Annotated in this window: 22 protein-coding genes; 9 read left to right on the top strand and 13 right to left on the bottom strand. The window is 36.4% G+C overall.

Annotation, left to right across the window (positions count from 1 at the left end; translation table 11 throughout):
- Positions 1–368 precede the first annotated feature (368 nt).
- The 7 genes from HCX49_RS01650 (at position 369) to HCX49_RS01620 (ending at position 8,133) form a co-directional block, all read left to right on the top strand.
- The gene (locus tag HCX49_RS01650) at positions 369–620 is read left to right on the top strand and encodes a hypothetical protein (RefSeq protein ID WP_132771158.1); all 252 of its coding nucleotides are present in this window, start codon (positions 369–371) and stop codon (positions 618–620) included.
- Between the two features lie 33 nt (positions 621–653).
- The gene (locus HCX49_RS01645; RefSeq protein WP_132771157.1) at positions 654–920 is read left to right on the top strand and encodes a hypothetical protein; all 267 of its coding nucleotides are present in this window, start codon (positions 654–656) and stop codon (positions 918–920) included.
- Positions 921–1,044: 124 nt separating this feature from the next.
- The gene (locus HCX49_RS01640) at positions 1,045–1,839 is read left to right on the top strand and encodes a GLPGLI family protein (RefSeq protein ID WP_132771156.1); all 795 of its coding nucleotides are present in this window, start codon (positions 1,045–1,047) and stop codon (positions 1,837–1,839) included.
- Positions 1,840–1,888: 49 nt separating this feature from the next.
- The gene (locus tag HCX49_RS01635) at positions 1,889–4,507 is read left to right on the top strand and encodes a carboxypeptidase-like regulatory domain-containing protein (RefSeq protein WP_165905928.1); all 2,619 of its coding nucleotides are present in this window, start codon (positions 1,889–1,891) and stop codon (positions 4,505–4,507) included.
- Positions 4,508–4,634: 127 nt separating this feature from the next.
- Complete coding sequence (locus HCX49_RS01630; protein ID WP_168125921.1) at positions 4,635–6,548, top strand: histidine kinase; 1,914 nt, start codon at positions 4,635–4,637, stop codon at positions 6,546–6,548.
- Positions 6,549–6,555: 7 nt separating this feature from the next.
- The gene (locus tag HCX49_RS01625) at positions 6,556–7,305 is read left to right on the top strand and encodes a LytR/AlgR family response regulator transcription factor (protein WP_206368140.1); all 750 of its coding nucleotides are present in this window, start codon (positions 6,556–6,558) and stop codon (positions 7,303–7,305) included.
- Positions 7,306–7,737: 432 nt separating this feature from the next.
- On the top strand, positions 7,738–8,133 hold the full coding sequence (locus tag HCX49_RS01620; RefSeq protein ID WP_168125920.1) for a hypothetical protein: 396 nt from the start codon (positions 7,738–7,740) through the stop codon (positions 8,131–8,133).
- A 175-nt stretch (positions 8,134–8,308) separates the two neighbouring features.
- On the opposite strand, the gene HCX49_RS01615 is transcribed toward HCX49_RS01620, so the two are convergent.
- Positions 8,309–8,692: a DUF6896 domain-containing protein gene (locus tag HCX49_RS01615; protein ID WP_168125919.1), complete on the bottom strand. Its 384-nt coding sequence runs from the start codon at positions 8,690–8,692 to the stop codon at positions 8,309–8,311.
- Between the two features lie 237 nt (positions 8,693–8,929).
- Between HCX49_RS01615 and HCX49_RS01610 the strand changes: the two genes are divergently transcribed.
- On the top strand, positions 8,930–9,460 hold the full coding sequence (locus tag HCX49_RS01610) for an HAD family hydrolase (RefSeq protein WP_021190196.1): 531 nt from the start codon (positions 8,930–8,932) through the stop codon (positions 9,458–9,460).
- A 42-nt stretch (positions 9,461–9,502) separates the two neighbouring features.
- Here the strand turns inward: HCX49_RS01610 and HCX49_RS01605 are convergent, their stop codons facing one another.
- The 6 genes from HCX49_RS01605 to HCX49_RS01580 form a co-directional block, all read right to left on the bottom strand.
- A complete protein-coding gene (locus HCX49_RS01605; RefSeq protein WP_168125918.1) occupies positions 9,503–10,075 on the bottom strand; it encodes a GNAT family N-acetyltransferase in 573 nt (190 codons plus the stop codon).
- A 298-nt stretch (positions 10,076–10,373) separates the two neighbouring features.
- Complete coding sequence (locus HCX49_RS01600) at positions 10,374–12,239, bottom strand: RagB/SusD family nutrient uptake outer membrane protein (RefSeq protein ID WP_168125917.1); 1,866 nt, start codon at positions 12,237–12,239, stop codon at positions 10,374–10,376.
- A 27-nt stretch (positions 12,240–12,266) separates the two neighbouring features.
- Positions 12,267–15,620 (bottom strand): SusC/RagA family TonB-linked outer membrane protein, encoded by a 3,354-nt coding sequence (locus HCX49_RS01595; protein ID WP_206368139.1) that lies wholly within the window; start codon positions 15,618–15,620, stop codon positions 12,267–12,269.
- Between the two features lie 44 nt (positions 15,621–15,664).
- Entirely contained in the window at positions 15,665–16,798 is a 1,134-nt protein-coding gene (locus HCX49_RS01590; RefSeq protein ID WP_168125916.1) for a FecR family protein, read from the bottom strand.
- A 62-nt stretch (positions 16,799–16,860) separates the two neighbouring features.
- A complete protein-coding gene (locus HCX49_RS01585) occupies positions 16,861–17,421 on the bottom strand; it encodes an RNA polymerase sigma factor (RefSeq protein ID WP_021190203.1) in 561 nt (186 codons plus the stop codon).
- A gap of 490 nt (positions 17,422–17,911) precedes the next feature.
- Positions 17,912–18,472, bottom strand: a complete 561-nt coding sequence (locus HCX49_RS01580) for a hypothetical protein (protein WP_021190204.1) — start codon at positions 18,470–18,472, stop codon at positions 17,912–17,914.
- A 133-nt stretch (positions 18,473–18,605) separates the two neighbouring features.
- On the opposite strand from HCX49_RS01580, the gene HCX49_RS01575 reads away from it, so the two are divergent.
- Positions 18,606–19,682, top strand: a complete 1,077-nt coding sequence (locus HCX49_RS01575; RefSeq protein WP_021190205.1) for a hypothetical protein — start codon at positions 18,606–18,608, stop codon at positions 19,680–19,682.
- Positions 19,683–19,699: 17 nt separating this feature from the next.
- Here HCX49_RS01575 and HCX49_RS01570 read toward each other — a convergent pair whose 3' ends face one another.
- The 6 genes from HCX49_RS01570 to HCX49_RS01545 form a co-directional block, all read right to left on the bottom strand.
- A complete protein-coding gene (locus HCX49_RS01570; RefSeq protein WP_237682699.1) occupies positions 19,700–20,155 on the bottom strand; it encodes a hypothetical protein in 456 nt (151 codons plus the stop codon).
- A 79-nt stretch (positions 20,156–20,234) separates the two neighbouring features.
- Entirely contained in the window at positions 20,235–20,726 is a 492-nt protein-coding gene (locus HCX49_RS01565; protein ID WP_168125915.1) for an SMI1/KNR4 family protein, read from the bottom strand.
- 18 nt (positions 20,727–20,744) lie between these two features.
- A complete protein-coding gene (locus tag HCX49_RS01560) occupies positions 20,745–21,272 on the bottom strand; it encodes a hypothetical protein (RefSeq protein ID WP_021190208.1) in 528 nt (175 codons plus the stop codon).
- A 129-nt stretch (positions 21,273–21,401) separates the two neighbouring features.
- Positions 21,402–22,514: an SMI1/KNR4 family protein gene (locus tag HCX49_RS01555; RefSeq protein WP_168125914.1), complete on the bottom strand. Its 1,113-nt coding sequence runs from the start codon at positions 22,512–22,514 to the stop codon at positions 21,402–21,404.
- A 7-nt stretch (positions 22,515–22,521) separates the two neighbouring features.
- Positions 22,522–23,154 (bottom strand): hypothetical protein, encoded by a 633-nt coding sequence (locus tag HCX49_RS01550; RefSeq protein ID WP_168125913.1) that lies wholly within the window; start codon positions 23,152–23,154, stop codon positions 22,522–22,524.
- A 24-nt stretch (positions 23,155–23,178) separates the two neighbouring features.
- A complete protein-coding gene (locus HCX49_RS01545) occupies positions 23,179–24,663 on the bottom strand; it encodes a hypothetical protein (protein ID WP_168125912.1) in 1,485 nt (494 codons plus the stop codon).
- Between the last annotated feature and the right edge of the window lie 51 nt (positions 24,664–24,714).

Raw genomic sequence — 24,714 nt, 5'->3', positions numbered from 1 at the left:
AAAATTTATACTGTTTTTAAACAAGAATAGAAAATACTCAAAACTACAATTGCACTGTGTATGGTTTTGAACCGAGTTCTTACTTGTAACGTACACGTTATCCTCGGTCTATCGTTAAATTGCTTCGATCTCGCTCTTGCCTATTTCGTTGATTAAACTATAACTACGCGATCTCTAGGCTCTTGAAGCATTTAAACCTTATGCGTATAACTACCCGGTCATATTGCGCTACGCTAACGTATTTTGGTCTAGCTACAGCGAATATCAGATACTTTATAACGAATATAGCTTAGCCTTAGTCTTCCCCTTCCCCTCTATCTATATTTGATAGTATAAACTACAATTAATAACTCTTTAAAAACAAGAACATGAAAAAGATTTTAATGACACTTTGCGCTGTCGGATTAATGTCCTCAGCTGCATTTGCGGGATCGGGCAAGGCACCGATAAAAGCGAAAGATGCTGGAATATTCTGTGAATTCAGATTGAAATTCTATGATTCTAACGGGAATTATTTGGATACAGAAACAACTTTATCCTATCAGAGTACCGGGTCTTGTGGCGGTTTTTTTAAAACCATGAGATCGTACTATGCCTCACAAGGATACGAACTGAATTAACAAAAACAACTGATTATACACTAAAAATTACACATGATGAAAAAGCTATTATTTGCACTGATTGCCACATTTGGACTTTATGCTTCGAGCATGGCAACTGAAATGAATACTAAACATGTTTCTAAAGAAACTGCAGTAAAGAACGAAAAGGCATGGAGATGCACAATGTCTGTAACCATTTATGTGAACGGTGATGCTGTAGGTTACGATCATTACATCACAACGACCAATGGCTCGTGCCACACGTTCTTTAAAGCCATTAAAAAAATGTACACTGATCAAGGTTTTTCGATGAACTAGGATATCCTAAATTGAAAAGCTTTTCTAATCTGAGCCATAGTGTTATTTTTTCTATGGCTCAGATCATATTTATAGTGCTCTTCATATGCGCTATAACCGAATCTACAATTAAAATATAATACCCATGATACGTAATGTAATTTTACTGCTTTTAGCGGTAAGCGGAAGTCTAACTTCGAAAGCCCAACAGCTGATGGCGAGTTACGAATATATTCCCTCGCCCGTCGCAACCTTTAAAGAGGATGTCTATTATGACGGTACTGTAAAGATTGCGGTCCGCGACTCGATTTCGCTAAAAAAAGAAACAACCACAGGCCAGTCTGAAGATGAAATGGAGTCGAGTGAGCTTTCTGTTGTGCTGGATGTAGGCAAAATATTCCGTAAAATTGTTATCCAAGATCCTAAACAAAAGGGACTGATAGAAACCCGATCACTGGACAGTAAAAACTACCTGGTAGAAGATCACACCTTTAAAGCGATCAACTGGAATACCGATTACCCGGAAGAGGAGAAATTCGGAGATAAAATGTGTAAAAAAGCGACCGCAGACTATCGGGGTACAAAAGTAGTAGCCTATTATGACCCGTCTATCCCTGTACCGGCCGGACCGTACAAATTTGGAGGGCTTCCTGGTCTTATTGTGATGCTATATACCGAAAGTGCTCATCCGCACTATTGGTTACTGAAAAAGGTCTCCTACCCTTTCGAAGGTCAGATTCCTGTAGACCGCAACTATGTACAAACCTTGCCTACGATGTCACTGAAAAAATATGTAGAGCAGGATGAACGTAAGATTGCAGAGCAGATGCGCATTATGCGTTCCAAACTACCTGAAGGGGTTGAATTCAGTACCGAAAATAAAACGAAGACTCGAGGCACAGTAGAGCAGGTGTATGAATGGGAGCATGGTTCGAATTAGCTTTTTGCTGTTATTTTTAATACAGTTTTCACAAAGTTACTGCCAAACCTTGATACGGGGTAAGGTAACTGCACCATCGTCTACCCCAGCTGGTATTCGCGTCAATCTCGTTACTGAGAATGGTTCTGGAGGCTCGCATTACTCCTTTACAGATGCTAAAGGCCTATTCCTCTTTTCAGGGGTAAGTCATGGAAATTATACGCTTATTTTTCAGTCGCTGGCCTACAAGTCCCTCAACAGATCCATTCATCTCAGTTCAGATACGCTGGAACTTTCAATCGAGCTGGAAGAAAGCAGGATACAGCTGCAGGAGGTATATGTAGCACCAAAAAAATTTATTAGGGCCGGGCGCGATACTATTGAACTTGATGCCAAAAACTATCTGCAGGGCGAAGAACGTACCGTTGAAGACCTGTTGCGCAAGATCCCGGGTATGCAGATCAGTGAAAACGGCACGATCAAAGTGGGTAACAAAGAGATCGAAAAGGTTATGGTGGAAGGAGATGATTTATTTGGAAAAGGCTACAAACTGCTCACGCAGAACCTCACCGTACATCCGATAGAAAAGGTACAGGTACTGCAGCGATACTCAAACAATAAGCACCTGAAAGGAGTTGAACATTCTGAAAAGATAGCACTCAACCTGACCCTCAAAAGTGAAAGTAAATCGCAATGGGTAGGCAGTATCGATGCGTCAGCAAGTGTAATCCCTATTGAGTTTTACAATGCACAGGCTAATCTGATGAATTTTGGTAAAAAAACAAAATATTATCTATTGGGATCGGCCAACAATAATGGTCTGGAGACGCTACGTGGTATAGACCATCTCATCTTGAGCCAGGATCCGAACGAACCTGGTCAGGTGGGTCTCCAGGTCTCAACTCCTTCCCTATTGGAGAACAAACCGAGCTTAAATGAGTTTGACCCGCAACGGTCAAACTTCAACAACGACAAGCTTCTCTCCTTCAATGGCATCTTTTCGCCAAGAAAAGATCTGAAGATAAAATGGCTGGGCTTTGCCAACAGCAAGAAAAATAGTTTTGTGAGGCAGAGCTTATCCGAATATGCGATTGAAGATGTAAAATTCACAAACCAAGAAGATCTTCATTACACCAATTCGGATATTAATTATTTCAGCAAAATGGAACTTCAATATGATCCTGGTAAAAATTCGACCATTACATATATAGGTACATTGGGCAATATCAAAGCTAATGATATCGGCGAACTGACATTCAATGGTATCGGATCATTGGAAACGATCAAAAAACGCAGTCTACTTTCAAACCATTTACTGAGCTACACGCAGAAATTAGCGGAACGTGCCGTACTGGTATCTTCATTCCGCTGGATCAGGCAGCATTCCCCCATCAACTATGCGGTAGACCAGTACCTTTATGGCGATCTGTTCGAAGCTGAAGGTATAAAGGCTGATAGTATAAAAAACGTATGGCAGGATACCGAAAATAATGTGGAATATTATGGAATGATCTCAGAGTTAGTAAAGCGCGATGCTAAAGGCAACCCGTTCAGTGCTTCGATAGCGCATGAAATTACGCTTCGTGGCTTCAATTCGGCATTCTATCTGATGAATGGTTCTGGGGAAACTTATCGTCCAAAAGATTTTTTTAATCGGTTGAATTTTGAAGAACGCAATACAGCATTATCTGCACAATATACCTGGAAATCCCCAAGGCTGGAGTTGACACCGAGCATCACAGCACGCCTGCTTCACTCTACCTTACAGGACAAACTTGCTCCACAGGCCCAGTCCAGCATAAATAAATTATGGTCTCCAAAAGCGACTATTCTATGGAGAACACATAGCAAAGGGGAACTGCGAAGTGAAGTTTCCTACCAAATGAATATGTCGCAAAATGCTCTTGATGTACTACCCAACTTTGTTTATAAAGGAAACCGGACTTTTTCAAGTGGTTTAAAAGAAAATCCCGTACTAGATGCATTTCATATTAATGCAGTCTATACTTTAGGTAAAATGACGGATAAACTGTATACAATCTTATCGGGTGGATATAGTCAGCAGTTCGATTACATCGGACAACAGCAAGAACTGAATCCTGACTACAACCGCAACAATCTTGTTCTTTTTAAAAACAGAACGCTGACTTATTTTAATGCGCAGCTGAACTATTTCGTCGCTGGAATAAAAGGTAATATACGACTTACCGGGGATGGTCAGCTGGCAAATTACCAGACGCAGATCAAAGGACTTCCGCCCTTACCGATACAAACCGCAGTTTACCAGCTAAGTCTGGACTACCGAAGTGTCTGGGAAGGGCCTATTAATATTTTTACTGGACTGCAGTTCCATAATTCGATACTTCGAAATGGATCAACAAGAAGTGTTGTCCAGTCTAAGTTTGAAGCGAATATCAATGCCCGCTTGAGTAAAAAAATACGTACATCACTGAAAAACGAACTGTACCGATTCGAAAAAGGGCAGTACAACCCAAGTCAGTATTATCTGTTCTCAGACTTTTCTCTACAGTATTTTATCCTAAAAAAAATGCAATTGGAACTTACAGCAAAAAACATCTTCAATATAGATACATTTACGCAATCTGTGCTTTCGGACAGCCATCAGTCGACCCAATCTTATGCGCTACGTCCAAGACAGGTTATGCTTGGCATAAACCTGAGTTTTTAACGAACCTTGGAAAGTATGTGCAATCCGATCCTTAAATAAATAAGATTGACAGGTGACAGATTTTGCTAATTTTTCAATAGTACGGGTACTTTGCATTACCTTTAAATATAATTTACATTCATCTAGCATGGCTTCTACCAAAATAAACTATATTACCGTATTATTGCTTACGCTGTTGCTGTTTTCTTGCGGTGAAAGTAGTAGTTCTTCCAGCACCTGGGAACAGGAAAATAACACTTCAGAAAAAGATTATATTGCTTTTCTCATATCCACAGATACTTTACCGCTAAAGGCAAAAATACAGGCCATAACCTTAGAAGACAGTATCCTTTCGAAAACGAAAGATAGTGTATCAAAAGCAATGCATTATTTCTTTCAGGCGAAGCTTAAATATTGGGGAAACGATCCTCAAAATGCGTCTGCTTCGCTAGATAGTATGAACGTGCAGCAACAGTCTGGCGATCTCTATTTTTTAAAAAAATCGGCTTCGCTTGATCAGCAGACTAGCGAAAGCAACGTGGTGGATGCTGCTGTCATGAAAAAAATACAAGAACTCCTTCAAAAAGCAGAAAATTCATCCAGTAGGATTACTTACTATTTTTATGACCTGACCGCCAAGTCATTTTATCAGAATAAAAACGAAAAGGCGGCCGCAATATATGTGGACAAATATTATCACGCTCACCCCTATAAGGAGCACCCTGTTATCAAACGACGCTACTACGATATGATATTCTTGCTAGCATCCCGACTGGATGATTATGAGAAAATGGCAAAATACAACAAACTGGCAAAACAGCTCGCATTAGCCTCTAACGATAATCTCGCCCTGGCACGTACCTACGACAACGAAGCGCAAATCTACGCCCGTATGGGATTCTATGATGAAAGTCTAAAGATGAGCAGAGCGTTTGTTTCCATTTTAGAAAAAAACAACGATATCCATGATGTAGCTTACAACAATTTAGCCAAAAGCTTTATAAATATCGGCCAACTAGATTCTGCAGTATATTATTACAAAAAAGCGATTGCACTGAATAAGAAGAATATGTCAGATAAACCTAGGTATCTTCTTTACAAAGGCCTGTCCGAGGCCTATGTACTACAAGGTGATTACAGAAAAGCATATGAAACCTTAGATATGGCTAGCCAACTCGAAGTAAAAACGATTAAAGAGATCGAAGCGGCTAACATTGCGGAAATAGAAGAGAAATATGAAGCAGAAAAAAAAGATCGCAATATTCTGACCTTAAAGAGTAAAAATCAGCATAATGAAGACATCATTAGGCAACAGAAATATATGCTGTTTTCAGGTCTAGCTTTGGCAGCAGGATTGCTTGCACTCATCTATACCGTCTATCAGCAAAAAAGTCTTAAGCAAAAAAACAAACTACTAAACAGTGATAACAGTAGACTAAAACTGGAGCATAAACTTTTGCAGACCCAGCTCAATCCACATTTTGTTTTCAATTCCATAGCCAACCTGCAAGGTCTCATCGCAACAGGAGACAGCACAGAATCTGTACGTTACCTTTCTTCGTTTTCCCAATTGCTACGGGATATACTGGAACAGAGCCGGATGGATTTTATAGATCTAAATGAAGAAATTATCTCGCTCGAAAATTATATCCATTTGCAACAGATGCGCTATCCCAACCTTTTCGGCTACCGCATAGATATAGATGAACAACTGGATACCGAAGAGGTATTTATACCACCTATGTTGTTGCAACCTTTTGTAGAAAATGCGATCGAGCATGGGTTTAGGAATATTGCTTATAAGGGCGAACTTATTATCCGGGTTGAATTAGAGAAAAATGAAATTATCATAACAATCGATGATAATGGAAGCGGTCTAACACACCAAAAAACATCAAGTCAGAAAAAGAAATCATTGGCGCAAGATATATTGAGAGAACGTCTGCAGTTATTATATAGACTCAATAATCAGCATGCACATTTTGAGCTCATTGAAAAAAAAGCCTTTGGCAAACAAGGCATTAGCATTAAAATAAATTTACCCATTATCAAAAATATATAAGGAAACTATGATAAAGGTCTACGTTTTAGAAGACGAAAAAATTATTCTGCGCCATCTGCTGCAGATACTGAATGAAATGCCGGACATCAAGGTGGTTGGCTATACCGAAGGGATCGCTGAGGCGGCAGTGGAAATACCTTTTTTAAAACCAGATGTGATCCTTGCTGACATTAGACTGAAGGATGGCAATAGCTTTCAATTGTTTGATGAGATCGGAACAGAAAATTTCCAGATCGTTTTTTTAACAGCATACGATCAGTACGCCATTGAAGCGCTGAACCTGGGAGCACTTGGTTATCTTTTAAAACCTGTAAACAAAGAGTCCCTGCATGCCATGCTGGATAAATGCCGACAGCACCGTGGGCAAATGACTGTGGATCTGGAACGTGTTACTCTAGCAAAAGATCACTACCTCTCTCCGGAAACCCCGTTAAATCGGAGGATTGCACTCAAAAGTCAAGAGTATATCGAAATCGTATCGATGGATGATATCATTTACTGTAAAAGCGATAAAAGTTACACTTCGTTTTTTCTCACAGATAAAAGAGAGGTGCTGGTCTCTAAAGGGCTCAAGCTCTATGAGAATATGCTGACTAGATGTGGTTTTCTCCGTTGCCATCAGTCTTATTTAGTAAACTTCTTATATGTAAAAAAATACTATCGGGAGGGTTTTCTCGAAATGACCAATAAAGAAATGATACCGGTATCAATTAGAAAAAAGGAAGAGGTCTTATTGTATCTGGAAAATTTAGCCTGATAGCTGTCTTGCTTCACCTTCTTATGCATTAAAATTAAATGGTACAGGATGCAAAACTGCTATAAGCTATAGGAGTTTTGCATCTGATTGATAATAAATCGTATTAAAATATTTAATAGGATTCGATCATGAAAGCAGGAAATCACCAAGAAATGGATAATACTCAAAAGATTTGAAAGCTCTTCAGACCCTTGACTAGCAATTTATAGTTGCTTTGTTTTATAGATGTAAATATTAATTGATTCTAAGAACGTATATATCGAATTACTAACGCTGAAGCGGATAATTATATCTTACAGTTTAAGAAATTTAGATTATAAAAAGTTACATAGAAATAAGAAAACCTTCACGATTTAAAAGATAACAATCTGTATATTTATAAATTACGGTTACAGATAAGTAATCCATTGTTTTATTATTACTCCAATCATTATGCGAAAATTTTATAGTTTAGTTTCTTGCGGTTACTTAATTTTCACGCTAACTTCATGTTTTTCGTCTCATTTGACAACTCAAAATCAAATAAGACAAGCAATACCTCAAAGCCGATTTGCAGATGCGCAATCAGTTGGTATGAAAAAAGAAGATATTATAAAAAAATTTGGCCTTCCATTATCAACTTCTGCTGAAGTGAAAAAGGATGTGGGAAACGAAGATTTACACTACGTAGAAGTTTTGGGCGATATAAAATTATTTACTACTATTACTTTCCAGAACGGGATTGCAATAAAACAGAAGGTCGATCAAATAACGTCCAACTATGACGATCGTTTAAAAAAACTTGAAAAAGACCTAAAAATTCTGCAGACACCGAGACTCTATAACTAATAGCCTGATTTATTTTTTCAGAAATATAGATCTATAGTTTATAGTCTATATTACAAAGTTGAAATAACCATTGGTTTAGGTGTACTTTATTGCCTTTTATTTCCATCTTAAGGAATATAAAAATTAATTTAAGTAATTTGAACTTTAAATGTAGAACGCATTTTCATAAAAGTTGCTATTCATTAATCTCATATATTCTATTTAGAAATCTTAATTCTTGTTTTTCAACTTTCTCTTTCAAAAATGCTTTACACATTGCTTCTGTTATCTCTGAATTATGCCCATCCACGAATAAATAAAAACTCCAATCTGTAAATCCAATATTATCGTTTTCAAATTCAATATCCACATCTTCATTTTTAAATCTAAAATCGCAACCATAACCATGAAAAACATATCCTTTAATCTGAGAATTTTTGATGCCAAAATTTCGATTTTGAATAAGTCCTTGGTTTTTTCGCATCAAGATTTCTTTCTCCCCAAAATTTTCCAATATATATTGCAATACTAATTTTAACTTTTCAATAAATTTGGAATAGATGACATCTAGATCTCGCATGTTTATCAGAAAAAAATTACTGTAATTACTTTGTTCCTTTCACAAGTAAAAGTAATAATCTTCTGGCCTTATTCCTAAAAATTAAAGTATTTAAGATTCAGTGATCTGTTAATACTTTTTTCGAATAATCAATCTTATCTGGTCCAAATGAGGGACATGATTATTAAAATGATCCAATTTTAGTGACATCTGAAAATTTCGAGTAAAATATTGCGAAAATCTCCCTATGATTGTAAAATGGAAATCCTAATAGTCTTGGATCTAGACGAAACTCTGCTTTATGCTGTGCAAAATAAACTCGAAAGAGATGAAGACTTCAAGATGGGTTCATATTTCATTTATAAAAGACCCTATTTAGATCACTTCCTTACGTTATTAGCAAGGGATTTCAAATTAGCGATATGGAGTTCGGCAGACGATGTTTATGTAAAACAATTGGTTGAAAGAATCAAACCTGCGCATATTACATTTGAATTTGTCTGGGGAAGATCGCGAACGACAAAAAAACGTAAAAGTGTGACTGATGACTACTACTTTGTAAAAAGATTATCTAAAATCAAGCAAAAAGGATTTAAGTTGGAAAGGACGCTTATAATCGATGATACAGCTGAAAAATCAATGCTAAACTATGGTAATGCAGTCCAGGTAGCTGAATTCACCGGGGACCCTGTGGATGATGAATTGCTACAGTTATCGAATTATCTTCAAACACTGAAAGACGCCGAAAATGTTCGCATAATTGAAAAAAGATTTTGGAGAAATGGATAATTTAAATGGTTTTTCTTCACCGCGTAATAACTCCATTACTGATCATTTAGGCATTGTTCTCCATTCTTCTTGAAGAATACTGTAAACATACGTTCCTTTACTTTCACCATAAGACTGAATATTGTAATTTCTTAAAAGCCCTTCTTTAACCGCCCCGATCTTTTCTATTGCTCTTTGTGATTTGAGATTGTTGATATCTATTTTAAATTCTACTCGACGTAGATCTAAGATGTCAAAGGAATAGTCAAGGAGAAGTCTTTTACAAATTGCATTTATACCTGTTCCTTGATATTTTTCGCCAATCCATGTCCATCCGATTTCTAATCTTTTATGCTGAAAACTGATATTTCCAAACATCGTTAATCCGATTGGATCACCGTCTTCCTTCCTGATAATGATGAGTGGGTATAATTCCTTTTCCTGTTTTGCATGAAGACAGAAATTAAAATAATCTGTTAGATCATTTCTGTTTTTTACTCTTGCTCCAAATTCGCCTAGTGCTGTACTATAGCTAATAGATTCTATTGTATCAATATCATGAATGGTCAAAGGGCGCATAAAAATTGACTCGTTTTCAAGAATCAATTCAGATGAGAAAAATGTTTCTATATTCATTTTTGTGCTTGTGGCTTATAGTTGCTTATACTAGCCTAATATACATAAGTTCCGCAATACTATTTATAACAGTAGTTTGATTCTTTTAAGTTGGAGTTTTTTTTAAATAGACGGGTTGTTCGTACTTCCTTAAATAGTTAAATGATAAATTCAATATCAAGGAGTACCATCATTGTGAAAACATAATACAAACTGAATGTATTATTTCCAAAAGTGCGATACTTTTAGAAACAATACACTTAGTTTGTGTTGACGGCTATAAAATTAATAGCATGATAAAAATGCAATAATGACTGCCCTAGTCCCAGAAAGGATTTTGAACTAAATTTTTATTCTTATCAATTTCCGACTGAGGTACTGGAAACCAATAATTTTTTTCTGAGAAAAGACGTTTCTGATATACTGACCTTTTGAAAAACGCTTTCGGATTAGCATCGTTATCATCTTTTTCTGTACCAGAAAAATTCATTCCATAAAAATTACCATTAATAGTCTGCTCTCCTATTTTCCATCTACGAATATCGCGATAACGAATTCCCTCATTGTTGAGCTCTACACGTCTTTCTTGACGAATAGCCTGACGTACCTGTTCTTGACTGCTTGGAACGGGTAATGCGGACGGCCCTGTTCCATATTGTGGAATACCTCCCCGCTCCCGAATTAAATTTAAATATTTCAATATGTCGGCGTGACCAGGGTTACTTTCATTTAATGCTTCTGCATAATTGAGATACGCTTCTCCTAAACGATAGAGAATACCTGGCCGATAAGGATTCGTACCGTTGCGAGGGTCATAATCGGGGTGTACTTTTTTTCGTACCAGGTACCCGTTCTGTGGCGCATCATGTGTCGGTCCACCATCCCAGCTTCCTAAATAAAATTCAGTTGTTCGATTTTCTCTCCTAAACCAAGCGCCGTTATACAGCACAGAAATATAAAACCGTGGCTCTCGATGGGTGTACATGTTAAAAGTTCCCTGTAGGGTTACAATACCTCCTCCTTTGGATTCTGCCCATTGTGTATTCCGAATTTCATTGGCAGTTGAAAATCCTTTCTCCCGATACCCTGAGAGGGGATCATTGATGGTACGCCCATTTTCCATATAAAATGCATCAACCAATGATTGGGTGATTCCTAAACCTCCATTGCCTCCTGTCCCACGAGGCTGGGCATGTCGATCGTATTCACCAAAATCTGAATTAGGTCTTGCGAATAGTATTTCTTTATTGCCATCTTGCGGTCTTCTGAACATCATATTCAGATACGACATAAATGGATCTATGCTTCCATCTGCATTATATTCATAATAGAGCTTATGTCCTGAAGCTTCAGCACGATCGATAAGCAATTTACTGGCTTGGGTGGCAATGGCCCACTTATTTGCATCGAATGTTGCATTATAAATGGCCTCTCCTTTATTATTTACAAAAGATTTGTAGGCGCTATTGCCATTAACTAAGGGGCTTGCCGCAAATAAAAGTAATCTTGCTCTAACAGCTAAGCACATAATGGAAGTAGCTCTTCCATATTTTTGTGTATTAGTGTAGCTTGCAGGCAGCACCGCAGACAGGTCTAAAAGCTCCTGATCGATCCATTTGACGACATTATCAAATGGCGTTTGACCTAGCATTAACTCTTCTTCACTGCCATTGGGATCTGCCATACCGAGTTGAAAAGGTATTGCTCCGTATGTTTCCAGCAACAGCGAATAATAATAAGCAATCATAAAACGAGCTTCCGCCTTCATCAGGTTTACTTCGTCTTCGGTTACCAATTGTGCAGCATTTGGTTTGACATGTTCTAAAAAGATATAGGCAGAGCGGATTCTTTTAGGTAGCTCGCTCCAATAATTAGGATCCCAATCACTAGTCGGATTCCAATTGCCGGTTTGTTTTGCAAGTAAGGTCCAACCAAACTGTTCCCATCCTGTAGATGGCGCCATATCGTCTGATAGTGGATCCCAGCCGATCGAACGGGTATAGCCCCAATAGGGATCGGGAATATTACTATATATACCGGCAAGCCAATCCTCAGTACGCGTTTTATCATTGAACACCATTTCTAATGTCAATTGATCATCTGGCATCTTATCCAAATATTTTGTACACGAGGTTAGGGCAAAGGTTATAAAAATGATGGATATTAATATCTTAGATTTTTTCATTACAGTATTTTTATAGTAATCAGGCTGTTATTTAAAATTCAATTCCATACCTATTGACATAGACTTCATAATTGGATAGCGCATACCATTATTGACGCCTAGCTCCGGATCCCAAAGCTTAAAATCTGAAATAGTCAATAAATTATTCCCTCTTAAGAAAATACGTAGGTTTTTTATTTGAATGGGATTTATCCAGTTGGAAGGCATATTAAAACCCAGTTCAACATTTCGCAATCTCAAAAAACTCATATCTCGCAACCACCAGGTTGAGGCCATATTATTATTGGAACTTTGATAATCTGACAAACGAGGATAAAAAACATCTTGTCTGGGATCGGCTACTGTCCAACGGTCGGATACGTTATTAAACATGTTTCCCATAGCACCATTGGAACTACCGGGAATAAAATTAGATCCTCCGATAATACGGTCCGTCTTTGAAAGTCCTTGCATAAAGAAGCCAAAGTCAAAAGATTTATAGCGCACATTTGCTCCAAAACCGTATACAATCTGAGGATCTTCTGTACCTCCTATTGCAGTTCTGTCAAATGCATCAATCACACCATCATGGTTTAGGTCCACGTATTTAATATCTCCAGGACGAACAGGGCCAAAAGTATGTTTAGGAATATCACTTTTTAATTGTCCATTAGCGACATCGGCAAAATCCTGTTCCTCAAAAAGACCATCTGCCACTAAACCAAATAACTGTCCGATTGACTTCCCTGTCGAAGAACGGGATGTGCCAATTACTGCTGATGGCTCATCTTGCTCAATGATTTTGTTATGTGCGTAAGTGAATGTACCTCTTACTGATAGAAATAAATCCGGATTTAATGCTTTACTAAATTCAACTGATGCATCTACTCCTTGATTATTCACTTTACCATAGTTTGCCCACGGCGCATTTGTAAATCCACTGGAGCCGGGTATAGACCGACGTTGCATAAAAATATTGCTGCGCTTTTCTGTAAAATAATCGATTTGAAAGTCAAGTGCATTCCACAGTCCCAGTTCAAAACCTAGATTGGTCTTGTTTACCGTCTCCCACGTCAAATCAAGATTTCCCTGATCACCTTCAATTCTGCCCGATCGCCTGAAATCATTATTGATACCCCACGAATAACCCGTGGACTCATTAATCGTGGTAATGTAAGCGAAGCGTCGACCATCCAGCTTGTCATTTCCGACTAAACCGTAGGAACCTCTGAACTTAAGTTTATTGACCGTACTTCTCAAATGTTGCATCCAAGTTTCTTCTGATAGATACCATCCCAATGCAAAAGAGGGGAAGAAACCAAACCTTTTACCCGGAGCAAAATTTTCAGATCCATTATAACCAAAATTGAACTCACCTATGTAGCGGTTAGCGTAGTTGTAGGAAAAACGACCTGCAATACCTTGATTACGGTAAGGCAACAGATCGCCATTATCGTAGTTTCGCTGATTATAGAGTACCATCCCCTCGATGTTATGGTTTCCGAAATTTTGAGCATAGTTAATTGCTCCTTCTAAATACATACTCTTATCTCCCCAATCTGATCCTTTGCTGTAACCTAAGAACTCCTGCCCATAGCTATCTATAACAAGTTTCAAACGTCCCTCTTCATCTCTTCCTATGGCCGGATTGTAATAATCTGGATCTTTACTTCGTACTACGGAAGTACTAGAATAACGATCGAAAGAAAAAAGACCTCTTGCTTTTAACCCTTTTAAAAAAAAGGATAAATCTTGCTCTATGGAAAACAAGGATTCAATTTTGCTATCACTTAATCTTTCATACCCGCGTTGCGTAGCTAGCGCCCACGGATTGGTACGTCCTGAGGTACGTGGTATTTCTCCGCTAGAGTAAATGGTTGGATGGACGTATGGGGGAATTGTAAATGCCTCCTGAAAAAGAGCGTCAACACTTTGAGGTGCACGATTGCGATCTTGAAGATAACCGCCAATATTCAACCGAAATAAGGTAGTCGGGCTGACATTTATATCTACATTGGAACGTACGTTGTACCGATTTAATTTGGAAGAAGAATCCCAATCCTGCTTCTTATCTCTTTCTATGATTCCACCTTCTCTATAAAATGAAGTAACTAAGGAATAACGCAGAATATCTGAACCGCCGTTGACACTTAAATTGCCCCGGCTGTTTCCTGCTCTATCTTTTAAGATCTCATCCAACCAGTTGACATCTGGATACAAGTCTTTATCCACACCTTTGCGGATATTATCAATTCGCTCCTGTGAATACAACCCTGTTTCACCACGTTCTTCACGGATACTGTTCATGACCTCTAGGTATTCTGCTGCTCCGACAAATTTTGGTAACTGAATGGGAGAAGTTAATCCCTCTTCAAATCGAAACGAAACATTGGGCTTACCCACTTTTCCTCTTTTTGTATTGACTAAGATGACACCATTTGCTCCCCGAACACCGTAAACGGCACTAGCTGCAGCATCTTTAAGGACTGAGAATGATTCGATTTCTTCGGGATCCATATTATCCAATGAACGTTCGACGCCATCTACTAAAATTAAAGGATTCCGATTCCCGCCAAAGGTACTGATGCCTCTGATCCAAAAATTAGAATTATCATATCCTGGTTCTCCAGAACGTTGAACAGCAATCACTCCGGACAGCTGGCCAGCAAGATTATTGCTTAAAGAACGTGTTGTACCACTTTGTAAACGCTTTGGCTGTATGGTGGTAATGGCTCCTACTACTGAAGCTTTACGTTGGGTACCGAAACCAACAACAACAACTTCATCCAGCGCACTTACACTATCCTTTAAAACAATTCTGTACGAATTTCTATCTGTTAATTCAATCTGTTCAGGTGCATAACCGACCAAACGAACGGAAATATAACGATCTGTAGGTAAAACACTTAAACTAAAGCGTCCGTTATCATCAGTAGATGTACTCCGGTTACTCACATTTCCAGTAACGGTAGCATTTGATAAACGGTTACCACTTTCGGTCAATACCTGCCCTTCAATAATCCTATTCTGAATAACTTGTTCAACTGTTGCTGATTTCTTTAGAATAATGGTGTAGTCTTTCATAACAAAAGATACATTCATCCCGGTAAACAATTTGTTCAGAATACTTTCTAACTTTTCATTATGAAATGATAGTTTTATTTTTTTATTTTCATCAATATCATTAGGTGAATAAACAAATTTAACACCCATCTTTCCATGAAGATCATGCAACGCCTGCTTAATCGTTACATTATTAAATTCAATGGAAATTTCTTTTTGCAACGTTGCTTTCAGACTAGAACTCGTCGTAGTGATGCAGATGGTCAATAAGACCAGATACATCAGGAGTCTGACACCCCGAATATTTTGTTTTGTTTGTTTTGGTTTCAATTGATTCATAAATTAGTTTATTAAAAAAATTGGTGATTTTAATTGTTGACTGTTTATTTGACTGTTACATAGATGACTCCTTTCTTTTCTTTAAAATCAACACTATTTGTGAGTGCGATCATGTGCAGCACATCTTCGATAGTATTGTATCTTGTAAATATTCCGGTAAGTGTTTTAGCACCTGTGTCATCACTCATTTCAATCGATTTGCCGTACCAGGTACCGATTTCGTCCATAACCTGTCTCAGTTTTTCATTTTCAAAATAAAATTCGCCTCTTCTCCATGAATCTATTTTAGCTTTGCTGCTTTGCGAAGAAATCATAATTTTAGGTTGTATTTCTTGAAGAAATGCTTTATCTCCAGGTTTAAGGATAACCGTACCGTCCGAATGATTATGTGCCAACCTGATGCTACCTTCTTTCAACAGTACATTTTCTTCTCCTGGTATAGTCGTCGAAACATGAAATTGTGTCCCCAAGACTTCAATGGTTTGTAGCTTAGTTCGGACTGTAAAAGGAACCCACTTATCTTGAGATTGCTGCTTAGAAACGTCAAAATCAACTTCCCCTACCGCCACCACTTCCCTTGAGTGTATACCAAAATTGGACTGGAATGAAACGGAAGAATGTTTATTAAGGCTAACTTTTGTTTGATCCTTTAAAACAACGGTAAAAGGGGTTTCGGATGGATTATTGATTTCTATAAGTTCGACTTTTTGTGATCGCTCCATATGTGTTAGATCTAAAATATGCCCCTCTCCTTTTTTGTGAAGTGTACTGCCTACTGGTAGTGAGTCGAGAAGATTAATGCGGTGCTCTCTGTTGAGGGTTAATTGAGGGAAATCACGAGCAGTATGTTTACTTCTACTTAAAGACATAATGGTGTCCTTTCCTTGGTACAAGAATAAAGCACCTAATGAAAGAACAAACAATACGCTTGCCGCAACCGCTATCTGATAATGCTTTTTTCGATTGGAAATTTTAATTTTCCGGGTTATGGCAGCGTCAACTTGCTGTTTAATATCTTTATTAATGGATTCATAATCGATATGATCGAGATCGTGAATATCGAGACGGTCATATATTTTTTCAATTAGTTGATCCTCATTTTCTGAGGTTTTACCGGATAAATACTTATTAAAAATATTTATAATAAATACTCTAATTCTAGTTTTACTAGTGGACATATATAAAGTTTATAAGTTGGTCTTTATTATATGTCGTGATTTATAGCAAAACTCCCAAAAAATTAAAAAAATAAAAATAATATTTCCTTCAACTGGTTTTTCAACCATTTGGAGGCTGTTAATAATTGGTTTTGAACAGTTTTTGGAGAAACATTTAATATTTCGCCAATCTCCTTATTGTTCAAGTCATCAAAATATTTGAGTTTAAAAATTTCTCTTCTTTTCTTCGGCAGTTTATCAATCCAGTAATTTAGATGAACTTGAAGTTCCTCTTCTCTAAAATTATGATCTGCCTGATCCACACTTGCCATGTACTCAACAATCGTTTCTAGACTTTCTAGCTTTTTAGTCGATTTCCTAAACTGATCAATAATCTTGTACCGTATAGCTGTATACAGATAGTTACTTACCTGTTGAATTTCTTTTTCATGACGCTTAACCCATAAATCAATATATACATCCTGCACAATCTCTTTACTGATCAATTCATCATTTAACCTTGAAAAAGCGTGCTGATATAAACCTTTCCAAGTTCTTTCATACAATACATTATAAGCATCCACGTCAGATCTTTTCACCAAAAGATATAATTCTTCTAAAGAATAGAGATTCTCCGTGTACATGATATGAATAAGATAATGGGTCCTTAGTTTATAGTTGTTGCGGACAAGATAACAAAATCCTATATCACTACAAGTGCTGGATAGTTTTTTATTTAATTTTTAATCCTTCATAAAAAAGGAGCATTATTTTTTTATTTGCCTTTCAATTCATGATAAAGCCCATAATAAACATATGCTGAATTTTAAAGACTGTAGCATATAATATTTCATTTTTAGTTAATTCAGAGGAAAATGATTTAAAACCAAAAGGAAAAAAGGATCATATAAAAAACCCGTTTGGAACGACCAAACGGGTTTAAAATATATTCGATTGATAACTTTTGCTTATAAACGCAGACGCCCCTGGCACCTCTTCGAGATCAGCACTAAAAAAAATCTAATTCTCAAATTATGTTTTTCGTTCTTTTCTCTTCTTTGGAATGAAATTACAATCTCTATGCTCGACATATTCAATTTTATGTTCGAATAGAAGTTGAACAGTAATCATTAATTATCCTCCAAAATCGCCACAATCATGTTCTTTAAAAAGTGGTAAAGCTTTTTTGATTGTGAAATACTTGGCTATTCTTTTATTTTTTAATTCTAAGTTCTGGCCTTCTAATACCAGCTCATAAACAGGTGCTTTATCTATTTTTGTTAAAATATACGTGCGTTCTGATGTTTTTAAAGTTGTTTTATTTCCTTCGATAGAAGCAACGAAATCATCAATTTCAAAAGTGTCTTTTTCATCACAGACATTGGTCCATATCATTTTATTCTTTGTAATGGATAAACTAGCTAAATCGCATGAATAACAGTTCCCGGAGAATTCTATACCGTATTTCACATACACATTTGTACTTGTGCTATCCAATACATCAATAGGGATTAAGGTTGAAAGATCAGTCGGGAGATCCACTTTAGTTACCGTATTTTTTCGAGGAACAGGCGCAGCGGCTGTATCTACTTTTGGAACTATATCAGTAGATTTATCCCCTTTCTTTTCGGCAACTGGTGAGCAAGAAGCGAGTAGAGCCATCGCAAAAGAGAAGTTGATGATTACATTTTTCATGTGTATTGAATAATTTTAAAGTCTTTCATTTATCTTTTTTAAAATTGTCTAAAATATGCCCTTCAATAAATCCCTGCTTTCGGCCATATTAAGCCAATTTGAATAGTAATATCTTTGCTAAAAGACACAAAAAATGAAAACATTATATCCATTCGTCATATCCACCCTAGTTGTTACTTTTGTGGGATGTAATCCGTCTCCTAAAGCAACTGAAACTAGTAAAGAGACCACTGAAGTTACGAAGAAAATCATTACATTAACCGATTTCAAAAAGATAAAAGGTGTAGATAATATACAGGATGTACCCTTTCAATTATTTACCATACTAGATTCTGTTCATTTTTTTATGGCTCCAAGCAAAAATGCTGATCACCTAAAAGTAGCTAAAAATAAACTCGATAATTATTACGGATTTGAGGAGTTTGATGATTTTTACGCGATCCACTTTAGCATTGATAATAACATTTCGAATAGCATTGAAGCTTTTGTTCTGAAGTCAGAATTCACAGCCTCATTTGATTTGACCTTAGAAGGTAAAGATCTTTATGAGATCAGAAGCAGCTTATTGAAGAAAACTCAAGATTTTAAAAATAAATCATTCCGTAAATTCGGTACGATAGCAGAGGTTTCTGCACAAGAATTTAAAATAGCTTCTAAAAATCGAATCGATGAAGTCTTAGTGAAAAATCCGAAAGTAAAACTGAAAGATGGCAACTGGGTGTATACGGAAAATGGAAAAGAAACCACGATTGTGCAGCATGAGAATGTCCATACAGAAGACGGCATGTTATCCAATGAATATATCGGGCAGTCTCCTACACTAAATTTAGAGATTTTCAAAGAAGAATCGCCTGAAGTATACGATATGTACTACTCGTTTTATACGATAAAACCTGAAGTTAATTTTAGAACGTTTACCGGTGGTTATCCACAGATTATTCCAGGTAAAAATTGGATTTCTTATGTCAATTCAAACAATGACGTAGGAAGTGATTTTACCATTAACAAATACGCGGAGCAAGTTTCTGATCAAGAAAACCTGCTGTATATTAATTTTACGAACTTCAAAATTGCAGATCATAAAAAAGCTTTTTGGGCGGATAACGACACTTTTTATGCTGAAGTATTCCCGACAAATTCAGCGCCGGCGAAGGGTAAAAACCAAAAGACAGCTTACATAAAAATTCAGTTGAAGCCGAATCTATTTTAGTTAAAAATATATAACTGCTATTTTCTGATCAGCTGCAGTTGATCACCTTTTTTCACCATATTAAAGGACATGACTTTTGATATGGTGAAAACCTGGGTTGGGGCTTCACATGTTCCAGATCGGGCAATGCTATCAACCTGCATTTCAATTTGATCTGCTTTGGTGAAATAATATCTTCCAAATATTTGTGTGAAACAATCATTGCCACATTCCCAACTATCATAACTTGTAAATCTTTCTTGATCGAGAAAGTCTACTGCGTAAAAATTGAAAATAAGTGCCGTATCTATTCTTTTTGATAAGCGAAAGGTTGTATCACCATCTATCGTGACAAGCCCTCCTTCCTGAATGATCCAGTTGGTATTTTTAAGTTCGTTAGGGAAGTTGTTTTTCTTTCTTTCAGCATCTGCACAACTTAGAATCGTTATTGTCAGCAAGAGGCTAAAAAAAGTAAAGGCAGCAGTTTTTTTCATTGTCGCTTTATTTTTTTTTAATAAACAAACTCTTTCAAGTACAATCATTGCCAAAATTTGTTTGACCTTTTCACGATCTTTAGAACAAATCCAGGTATTCTTTCTTTAATGATCTTTTTTGGATCGCTTCAATGAAAGCACTAAAACTGTCCGACACAAGTTCTGTTTCTTCAAACTCAGGTTCTTGACCATAATAGATTTTCCCAAAATTTTCTTCTGAAACATGAAGAGCAAAATAGGCATAACCTTTTTTAACAGATAGAATAATAGGTACATGTTGATTCCAAAAATTCTTTACCACTTGTTGATTTTCAACATCTCCATCAAAAGCGTCTAAGGACAGAATTTCAAATTCATTCCATTTGAAATCATTCTCATCATTTGTCTCATTAAAATCTGTAATGCTGTTAAACCATGTTGTATCGGAGTGGTTCGTGAGCAAGGAGTATGTTTTTAAAAAAGCAAGATAATCATCCGGCAGGTTCGAATATCGTGTCTGAAATCTTTTATTTAAAGTTTCATGATCAGAATCCTTCGTAATAAAATGTAGGTCTTTACTTAATGCGTTCATCGTTTCGTTTTCAGATGTTTAAATTTTTGCAAAGAAATTAAAGGTCTGCTCAGCTATAAGTTTTGGATTGGTAGCTGCTATACCATCGATGCGGTCTTCATACAATTGGATATTTATTAATTTAACATCATTAGGTATTTTATAAATTTCATCTTTGGTATAATTATATCCCTTTACATCAGCGCTTTGCTTGCCTGGATATTTTTTAATCTCTACGTAATACCGCAATGTGATGGTATTCCCCTTTTGTTCTCCTCTTTCAAAACGAATTTTTCTAAGCTGATGAACAGCATGGCCACTGGAACTGATGTTGCCCTGCATCCGAAATTTAAGCGTTTCAGCATCTTTATAGAGCATGTAAATAAGAGGAACTAAGCGTTCTGTAACTTCCTTACGGCTCACATAAGTTTGTATTGCACCAGTTTCTGGAATTTCTTTTAATACCCGCTTTGGTTCGGTGTAAATAGTAGAAATCTGTAATTTCTGAACATTTGTTTTACAGCCAAATAACGCTAAAAATGAAGTTAAAACTGCCAAATATCTCACGGTCTTATTTCTAATAAATCTTTGAATTAAAGATAACAAAAGATACCGTTTGAAAATATCCCCGATACTGGTAGTTTTTAGAGTTTTTACTTTTTTTCCAACAACCTATTTATACATCCACTTTAATGATCACAGTATAACGATTGCTACCTGAGCACCTAAATTCTCTAATTCTTGAACGCTGCTGTGTATCCATTTTTTAGGACCTTTGTGATACAATATTCGCGCTTCCTTACTCATTTTCAGCGCTTCAGCACCCGACAATCGGTACTTCGCTTTTAATAAGGAGACTATTTTCATTTTATTTGGACCGATATCTGTGATATACACCTCAGCCTCCTGCCAATCCGATTCGCTGATCATTTCATTTTGCTCATCTTCTGCCATCTCTGGCATCTCCAGCACATTTTGATAAACTTCATCCCAAAATTCATTGCCTGAAATACTCAATTCTGTTAATAATGAAAGTAGGCCATTTTTATCATACCGTAGCTCAAAAATGGATCGTAAAATATTTTGAAAAATATCAATGCTATCCGCCACTTTAATCGGTTTCCATTTTCCTGCACCATGAAAGGCAAAATAAACGGGAAAATTTTCTTCTGAATCGTTAAAATCGATAAAAAAAGGGTCTGCAAAATAATTACTGGCAATGACTAGCCAGCTTTCCTTAAAATCTCCTTCCTTTTCGCCAATCAAGCTTTTGGATGCAACCGTATTAAAAGCGTATCCATCTTGGAATGCCAGCAGTTGATCTACTACTGGAAAGTTTTCCGGGAGACAGAGATTTTCAATCGAATACGTTTGATTCCAAAAATTTAATAAGGAAGGAAACTGACCAACTTGCTCTAAGAGGTGCTTATTTTCACTTTCAAAAGATGCCTGCTGTTCCGCAGTTAATTCGTTTTCCTGTTTATCTTCGTTATCAAAAGGAAATTTTCGTTGCATCCAATGCAGTAAATCTCGATCTAATATTTTAAAATATTTTTCTTCCAAGGTGCCGTAAGAAGAAAGATATACCTTTTTGTCCTCGTCATTTCTAGAAATTACAGCCACTTGCCCTCCAGAATCATCGGCCACAGGAATATAATAGGGCAAATACGTCTCAAACTGATGGGTTGTAAAGCGTTCTTTAATAGCTTCCTCATCTTGAAAAACACGTATGCTATCAGACACGATTTCAGAATTAAATTTCTTCTGAAATATTTTAATAAAGCTCTGCCAGTGATTGGGTAATTTCATAGGTATGTTAATTCAGTTGACTTTTCGCATCTTGCAGTATTTTTTCAGCGTTCCGTCTTATCTCTTTGGGTAATAACTTAAAATTTGCATCCTTTTCTTCCCGATACTGATCTTCTTCCTGAAAAGGAATCCAACCGGTAATCTTTGATTTTAAGAATGTTTTTCCGCCCCCATTTGTGTAAACGATAACTTTCAACGGTTTAGCATCTAAACCATCTGATTCTTGAAAATAAGTAAGGTAAAACTCAGGAAAACCATCCTTATTTGCATCTCCCACTTCACAGTAGTTAATGAGATAGATCGGTTGTGCCAATCCTACAGCAAAATCTTTAAAGGTAATTTTTGAAATTAATCCGCCATGATCTTCCAGAAAAATTCCTGCGTGCAGATCCTTGGGGTTATCGTTAAGATAAGCGTCCTGTGCAGCTTTGCTTTCGTTTAAAAACCAAACATAACTTCCGCGGTTGGGAACAAATGATTGAACAACCATTACCGGATTTCCGGGCAATGGATTTCCAAGATCTTCAATTATTTCATTGAATTTTTGATCGGAAGGAAAATATACTCCTGTACGTATCTGCGCAAAAGAGGATAAACTTAAAACACAAGCAACAAGCGGTAACAGCATTCTGAAAATCATAAATATCGTATTTGGAGTTTATTATTAATTTTCTTTGTATTCTTTTCCAGAACAAATGTCAATATAGTAATAAATAGTTTGCTCTGCATTCAATTTAACCGTGACCAGTCCATCCGAATTAATGGATTGATAGGCTTTTGATCCAATATTTTGTTTATTTTTATTATCGTAAAGTGCATACAATCCATCCTGTTCTTTTTGAAGCGCATAGATCTGATTTTCAGTATCCAAAACCGATATTTCATGATATTCGGGCTTTATCTCCCAGATATGTTCGTGCCGATTCCACAAGCCTTTAGTGCGAAATTGTTTTTCGTCTTCAATCGGGATAATATATAAATCACCCATGCCTTCGTATGAATTTATTTTCCCAAATTTCCAATTTTTATCCATGTATCTATTTGGTAAAATCATTTTTCTATCGGGCCAGACCAAATTTCCTACTTGATCCATGACCTTAAAATTATACGTATCAATGGTATCAACGACAGTTCCTTTGGTATCAATATACAGCCAATCGAACGCCCAAATAGCATGATCATAATTAAAAACACCCAATAGAAAATAAGGTGAATTAGTTATTGAATACACTAGTGTAGTTTTTCTTATGAAATCGATCTGTTTAGCTGTTGCCTTTGTGATTTCCTTTGGAAATACCTTTTCATATTGTGGAAATGGATAAACAGCATTGGTTTCGCTATCTAATAGTAGTTTAGGAACTTCAGGTGTATAACGTTCTTTATTAATTTCATTGAGCACGATTGTTTCTTTCTCAAATTGCATTGAAAGTGTTTCGACACCTTCCAATCCGTTGTGAATTGGTTTTTTATGGTTCAGTTTATAAAGGGAAAAACCTGCATTAGAAGCTTTAATAAAGCGTTTATTTTCAAGCAATTCAGTGATATTATGTTCAATTTTATTCAAGCGATTTTTTTTGATTTCATACAGGGTACCATTCCAAAAGATGTGGTTTTCATCTACTGGGATAAAATTTAAATAGTAACTGTCGTCCAAATATGGAACATCCTTATGAAGTAAAATTTGCTTAGTTTCTACTACTCCTATTTCAATGTTGTGGTAGTTTTTTTCTTTTTGGATTCCACCTCCCAGAATATTCCATTCCCATTTCCAGATCGGCATCTTCTTGACATATTCCAGGTCTCTTTTGTAAAAAGTTAAACCATTTATAACGTTTAAGTTGATTTCGCTGGCTGAAAAATCCAAAACTATTTTTCCATTTTCGTCTATGGCCGCATATTCATTCTTGTCATTTTCAACAATTGCAAAACCTGTCGGTGTCAATAGGGAGGCCGTACGGAATTTTTGATTTGTGACAGCTTTCAAATTTGTTTTATCTACATAGATAAAATCATTTTGCTTCGTTAAAAAAGGAACACTATTTATGGTCTTCTTTTTTAAAAGAACATCAGGAGAATTGTCCTTTTTTTCTTGTGTACAAGCTGTGATTGAAGTCAACATAAATAGGATACTAAAAGCTATAGTTTTCATGCTTAATAATTTTATTCATCTTATCCATCAATATTAGAAAGAATATAAGAT

The sequence above is a fragment of the Sphingobacterium sp. B16(2022) genome, from assembly GCF_012030425.1.
Lineage (GTDB): Bacteria > Bacteroidota > Bacteroidia > Sphingobacteriales > Sphingobacteriaceae > Sphingobacterium > Sphingobacterium anhuiense.
The sequence above is the reverse complement of the archived record's forward strand: the minus strand, read 5'-3'. Positions and strand labels throughout refer to the sequence as shown.

Excerpts from the sequence above, each read along its gene's own strand:
- HCX49_RS01585 (WP_021190203.1), bottom strand. The coding sequence starts at position 17,421 with ATGTACACGGAGAATCTCTATTCTTTAGAAGAATTATATCTTTTGGTG.
- HCX49_RS01570 (WP_237682699.1), bottom strand. The coding sequence starts at position 20,155 with ATGAAAAAAACTGCTGCCTTTACTTTTTTTAGCCTCTTGCTGACAATA.
- HCX49_RS01565 (WP_168125915.1), bottom strand. The coding sequence starts at position 20,726 with ATGAACGCATTAAGTAAAGACCTACATTTTATTACGAAGGATTCTGAT.
- HCX49_RS01630 (WP_168125921.1), top strand. The coding sequence starts at position 4,635 with ATGGCTTCTACCAAAATAAACTATATTACCGTATTATTGCTTACGCTG.
- HCX49_RS01600 (WP_168125917.1), bottom strand. The coding sequence starts at position 12,239 with ATGAAAAAATCTAAGATATTAATATCCATCATTTTTATAACCTTTGCC.
- HCX49_RS01595 (WP_206368139.1), bottom strand. The coding sequence starts at position 15,620 with ATGAATCAATTGAAACCAAAACAAACAAAACAAAATATTCGGGGTGTC.
- HCX49_RS01625 (WP_206368140.1), top strand. The coding sequence starts at position 6,556 with ATGATAAAGGTCTACGTTTTAGAAGACGAAAAAATTATTCTGCGCCAT.
- HCX49_RS01575 (WP_021190205.1), top strand. The coding sequence starts at position 18,606 with ATGAAAACATTATATCCATTCGTCATATCCACCCTAGTTGTTACTTTT.
- HCX49_RS01640 (WP_132771156.1), top strand. The coding sequence starts at position 1,045 with ATGATACGTAATGTAATTTTACTGCTTTTAGCGGTAAGCGGAAGTCTA.
- HCX49_RS01650 (WP_132771158.1), top strand. The coding sequence starts at position 369 with ATGAAAAAGATTTTAATGACACTTTGCGCTGTCGGATTAATGTCCTCA.
- HCX49_RS01610 (WP_021190196.1), top strand. The coding sequence starts at position 8,930 with ATGGAAATCCTAATAGTCTTGGATCTAGACGAAACTCTGCTTTATGCT.
- HCX49_RS01580 (WP_021190204.1), bottom strand. The coding sequence starts at position 18,472 with ATGAAAAATGTAATCATCAACTTCTCTTTTGCGATGGCTCTACTCGCT.
- HCX49_RS01590 (WP_168125916.1), bottom strand. The coding sequence starts at position 16,798 with ATGTCCACTAGTAAAACTAGAATTAGAGTATTTATTATAAATATTTTT.
- HCX49_RS01615 (WP_168125919.1), bottom strand. The coding sequence starts at position 8,692 with ATGCGAGATCTAGATGTCATCTATTCCAAATTTATTGAAAAGTTAAAA.
- HCX49_RS01605 (WP_168125918.1), bottom strand. The coding sequence starts at position 10,075 with ATGAATATAGAAACATTTTTCTCATCTGAATTGATTCTTGAAAACGAG.
- HCX49_RS01550 (WP_168125913.1), bottom strand. The coding sequence starts at position 23,154 with ATGATTTTCAGAATGCTGTTACCGCTTGTTGCTTGTGTTTTAAGTTTA.
- HCX49_RS01620 (WP_168125920.1), top strand. The coding sequence starts at position 7,738 with ATGCGAAAATTTTATAGTTTAGTTTCTTGCGGTTACTTAATTTTCACG.
- HCX49_RS01555 (WP_168125914.1), bottom strand. The coding sequence starts at position 22,514 with ATGAAATTACCCAATCACTGGCAGAGCTTTATTAAAATATTTCAGAAG.
- HCX49_RS01645 (WP_132771157.1), top strand. The coding sequence starts at position 654 with ATGATGAAAAAGCTATTATTTGCACTGATTGCCACATTTGGACTTTAT.
- HCX49_RS01545 (WP_168125912.1), bottom strand. The coding sequence starts at position 24,663 with ATGAAAACTATAGCTTTTAGTATCCTATTTATGTTGACTTCAATCACA.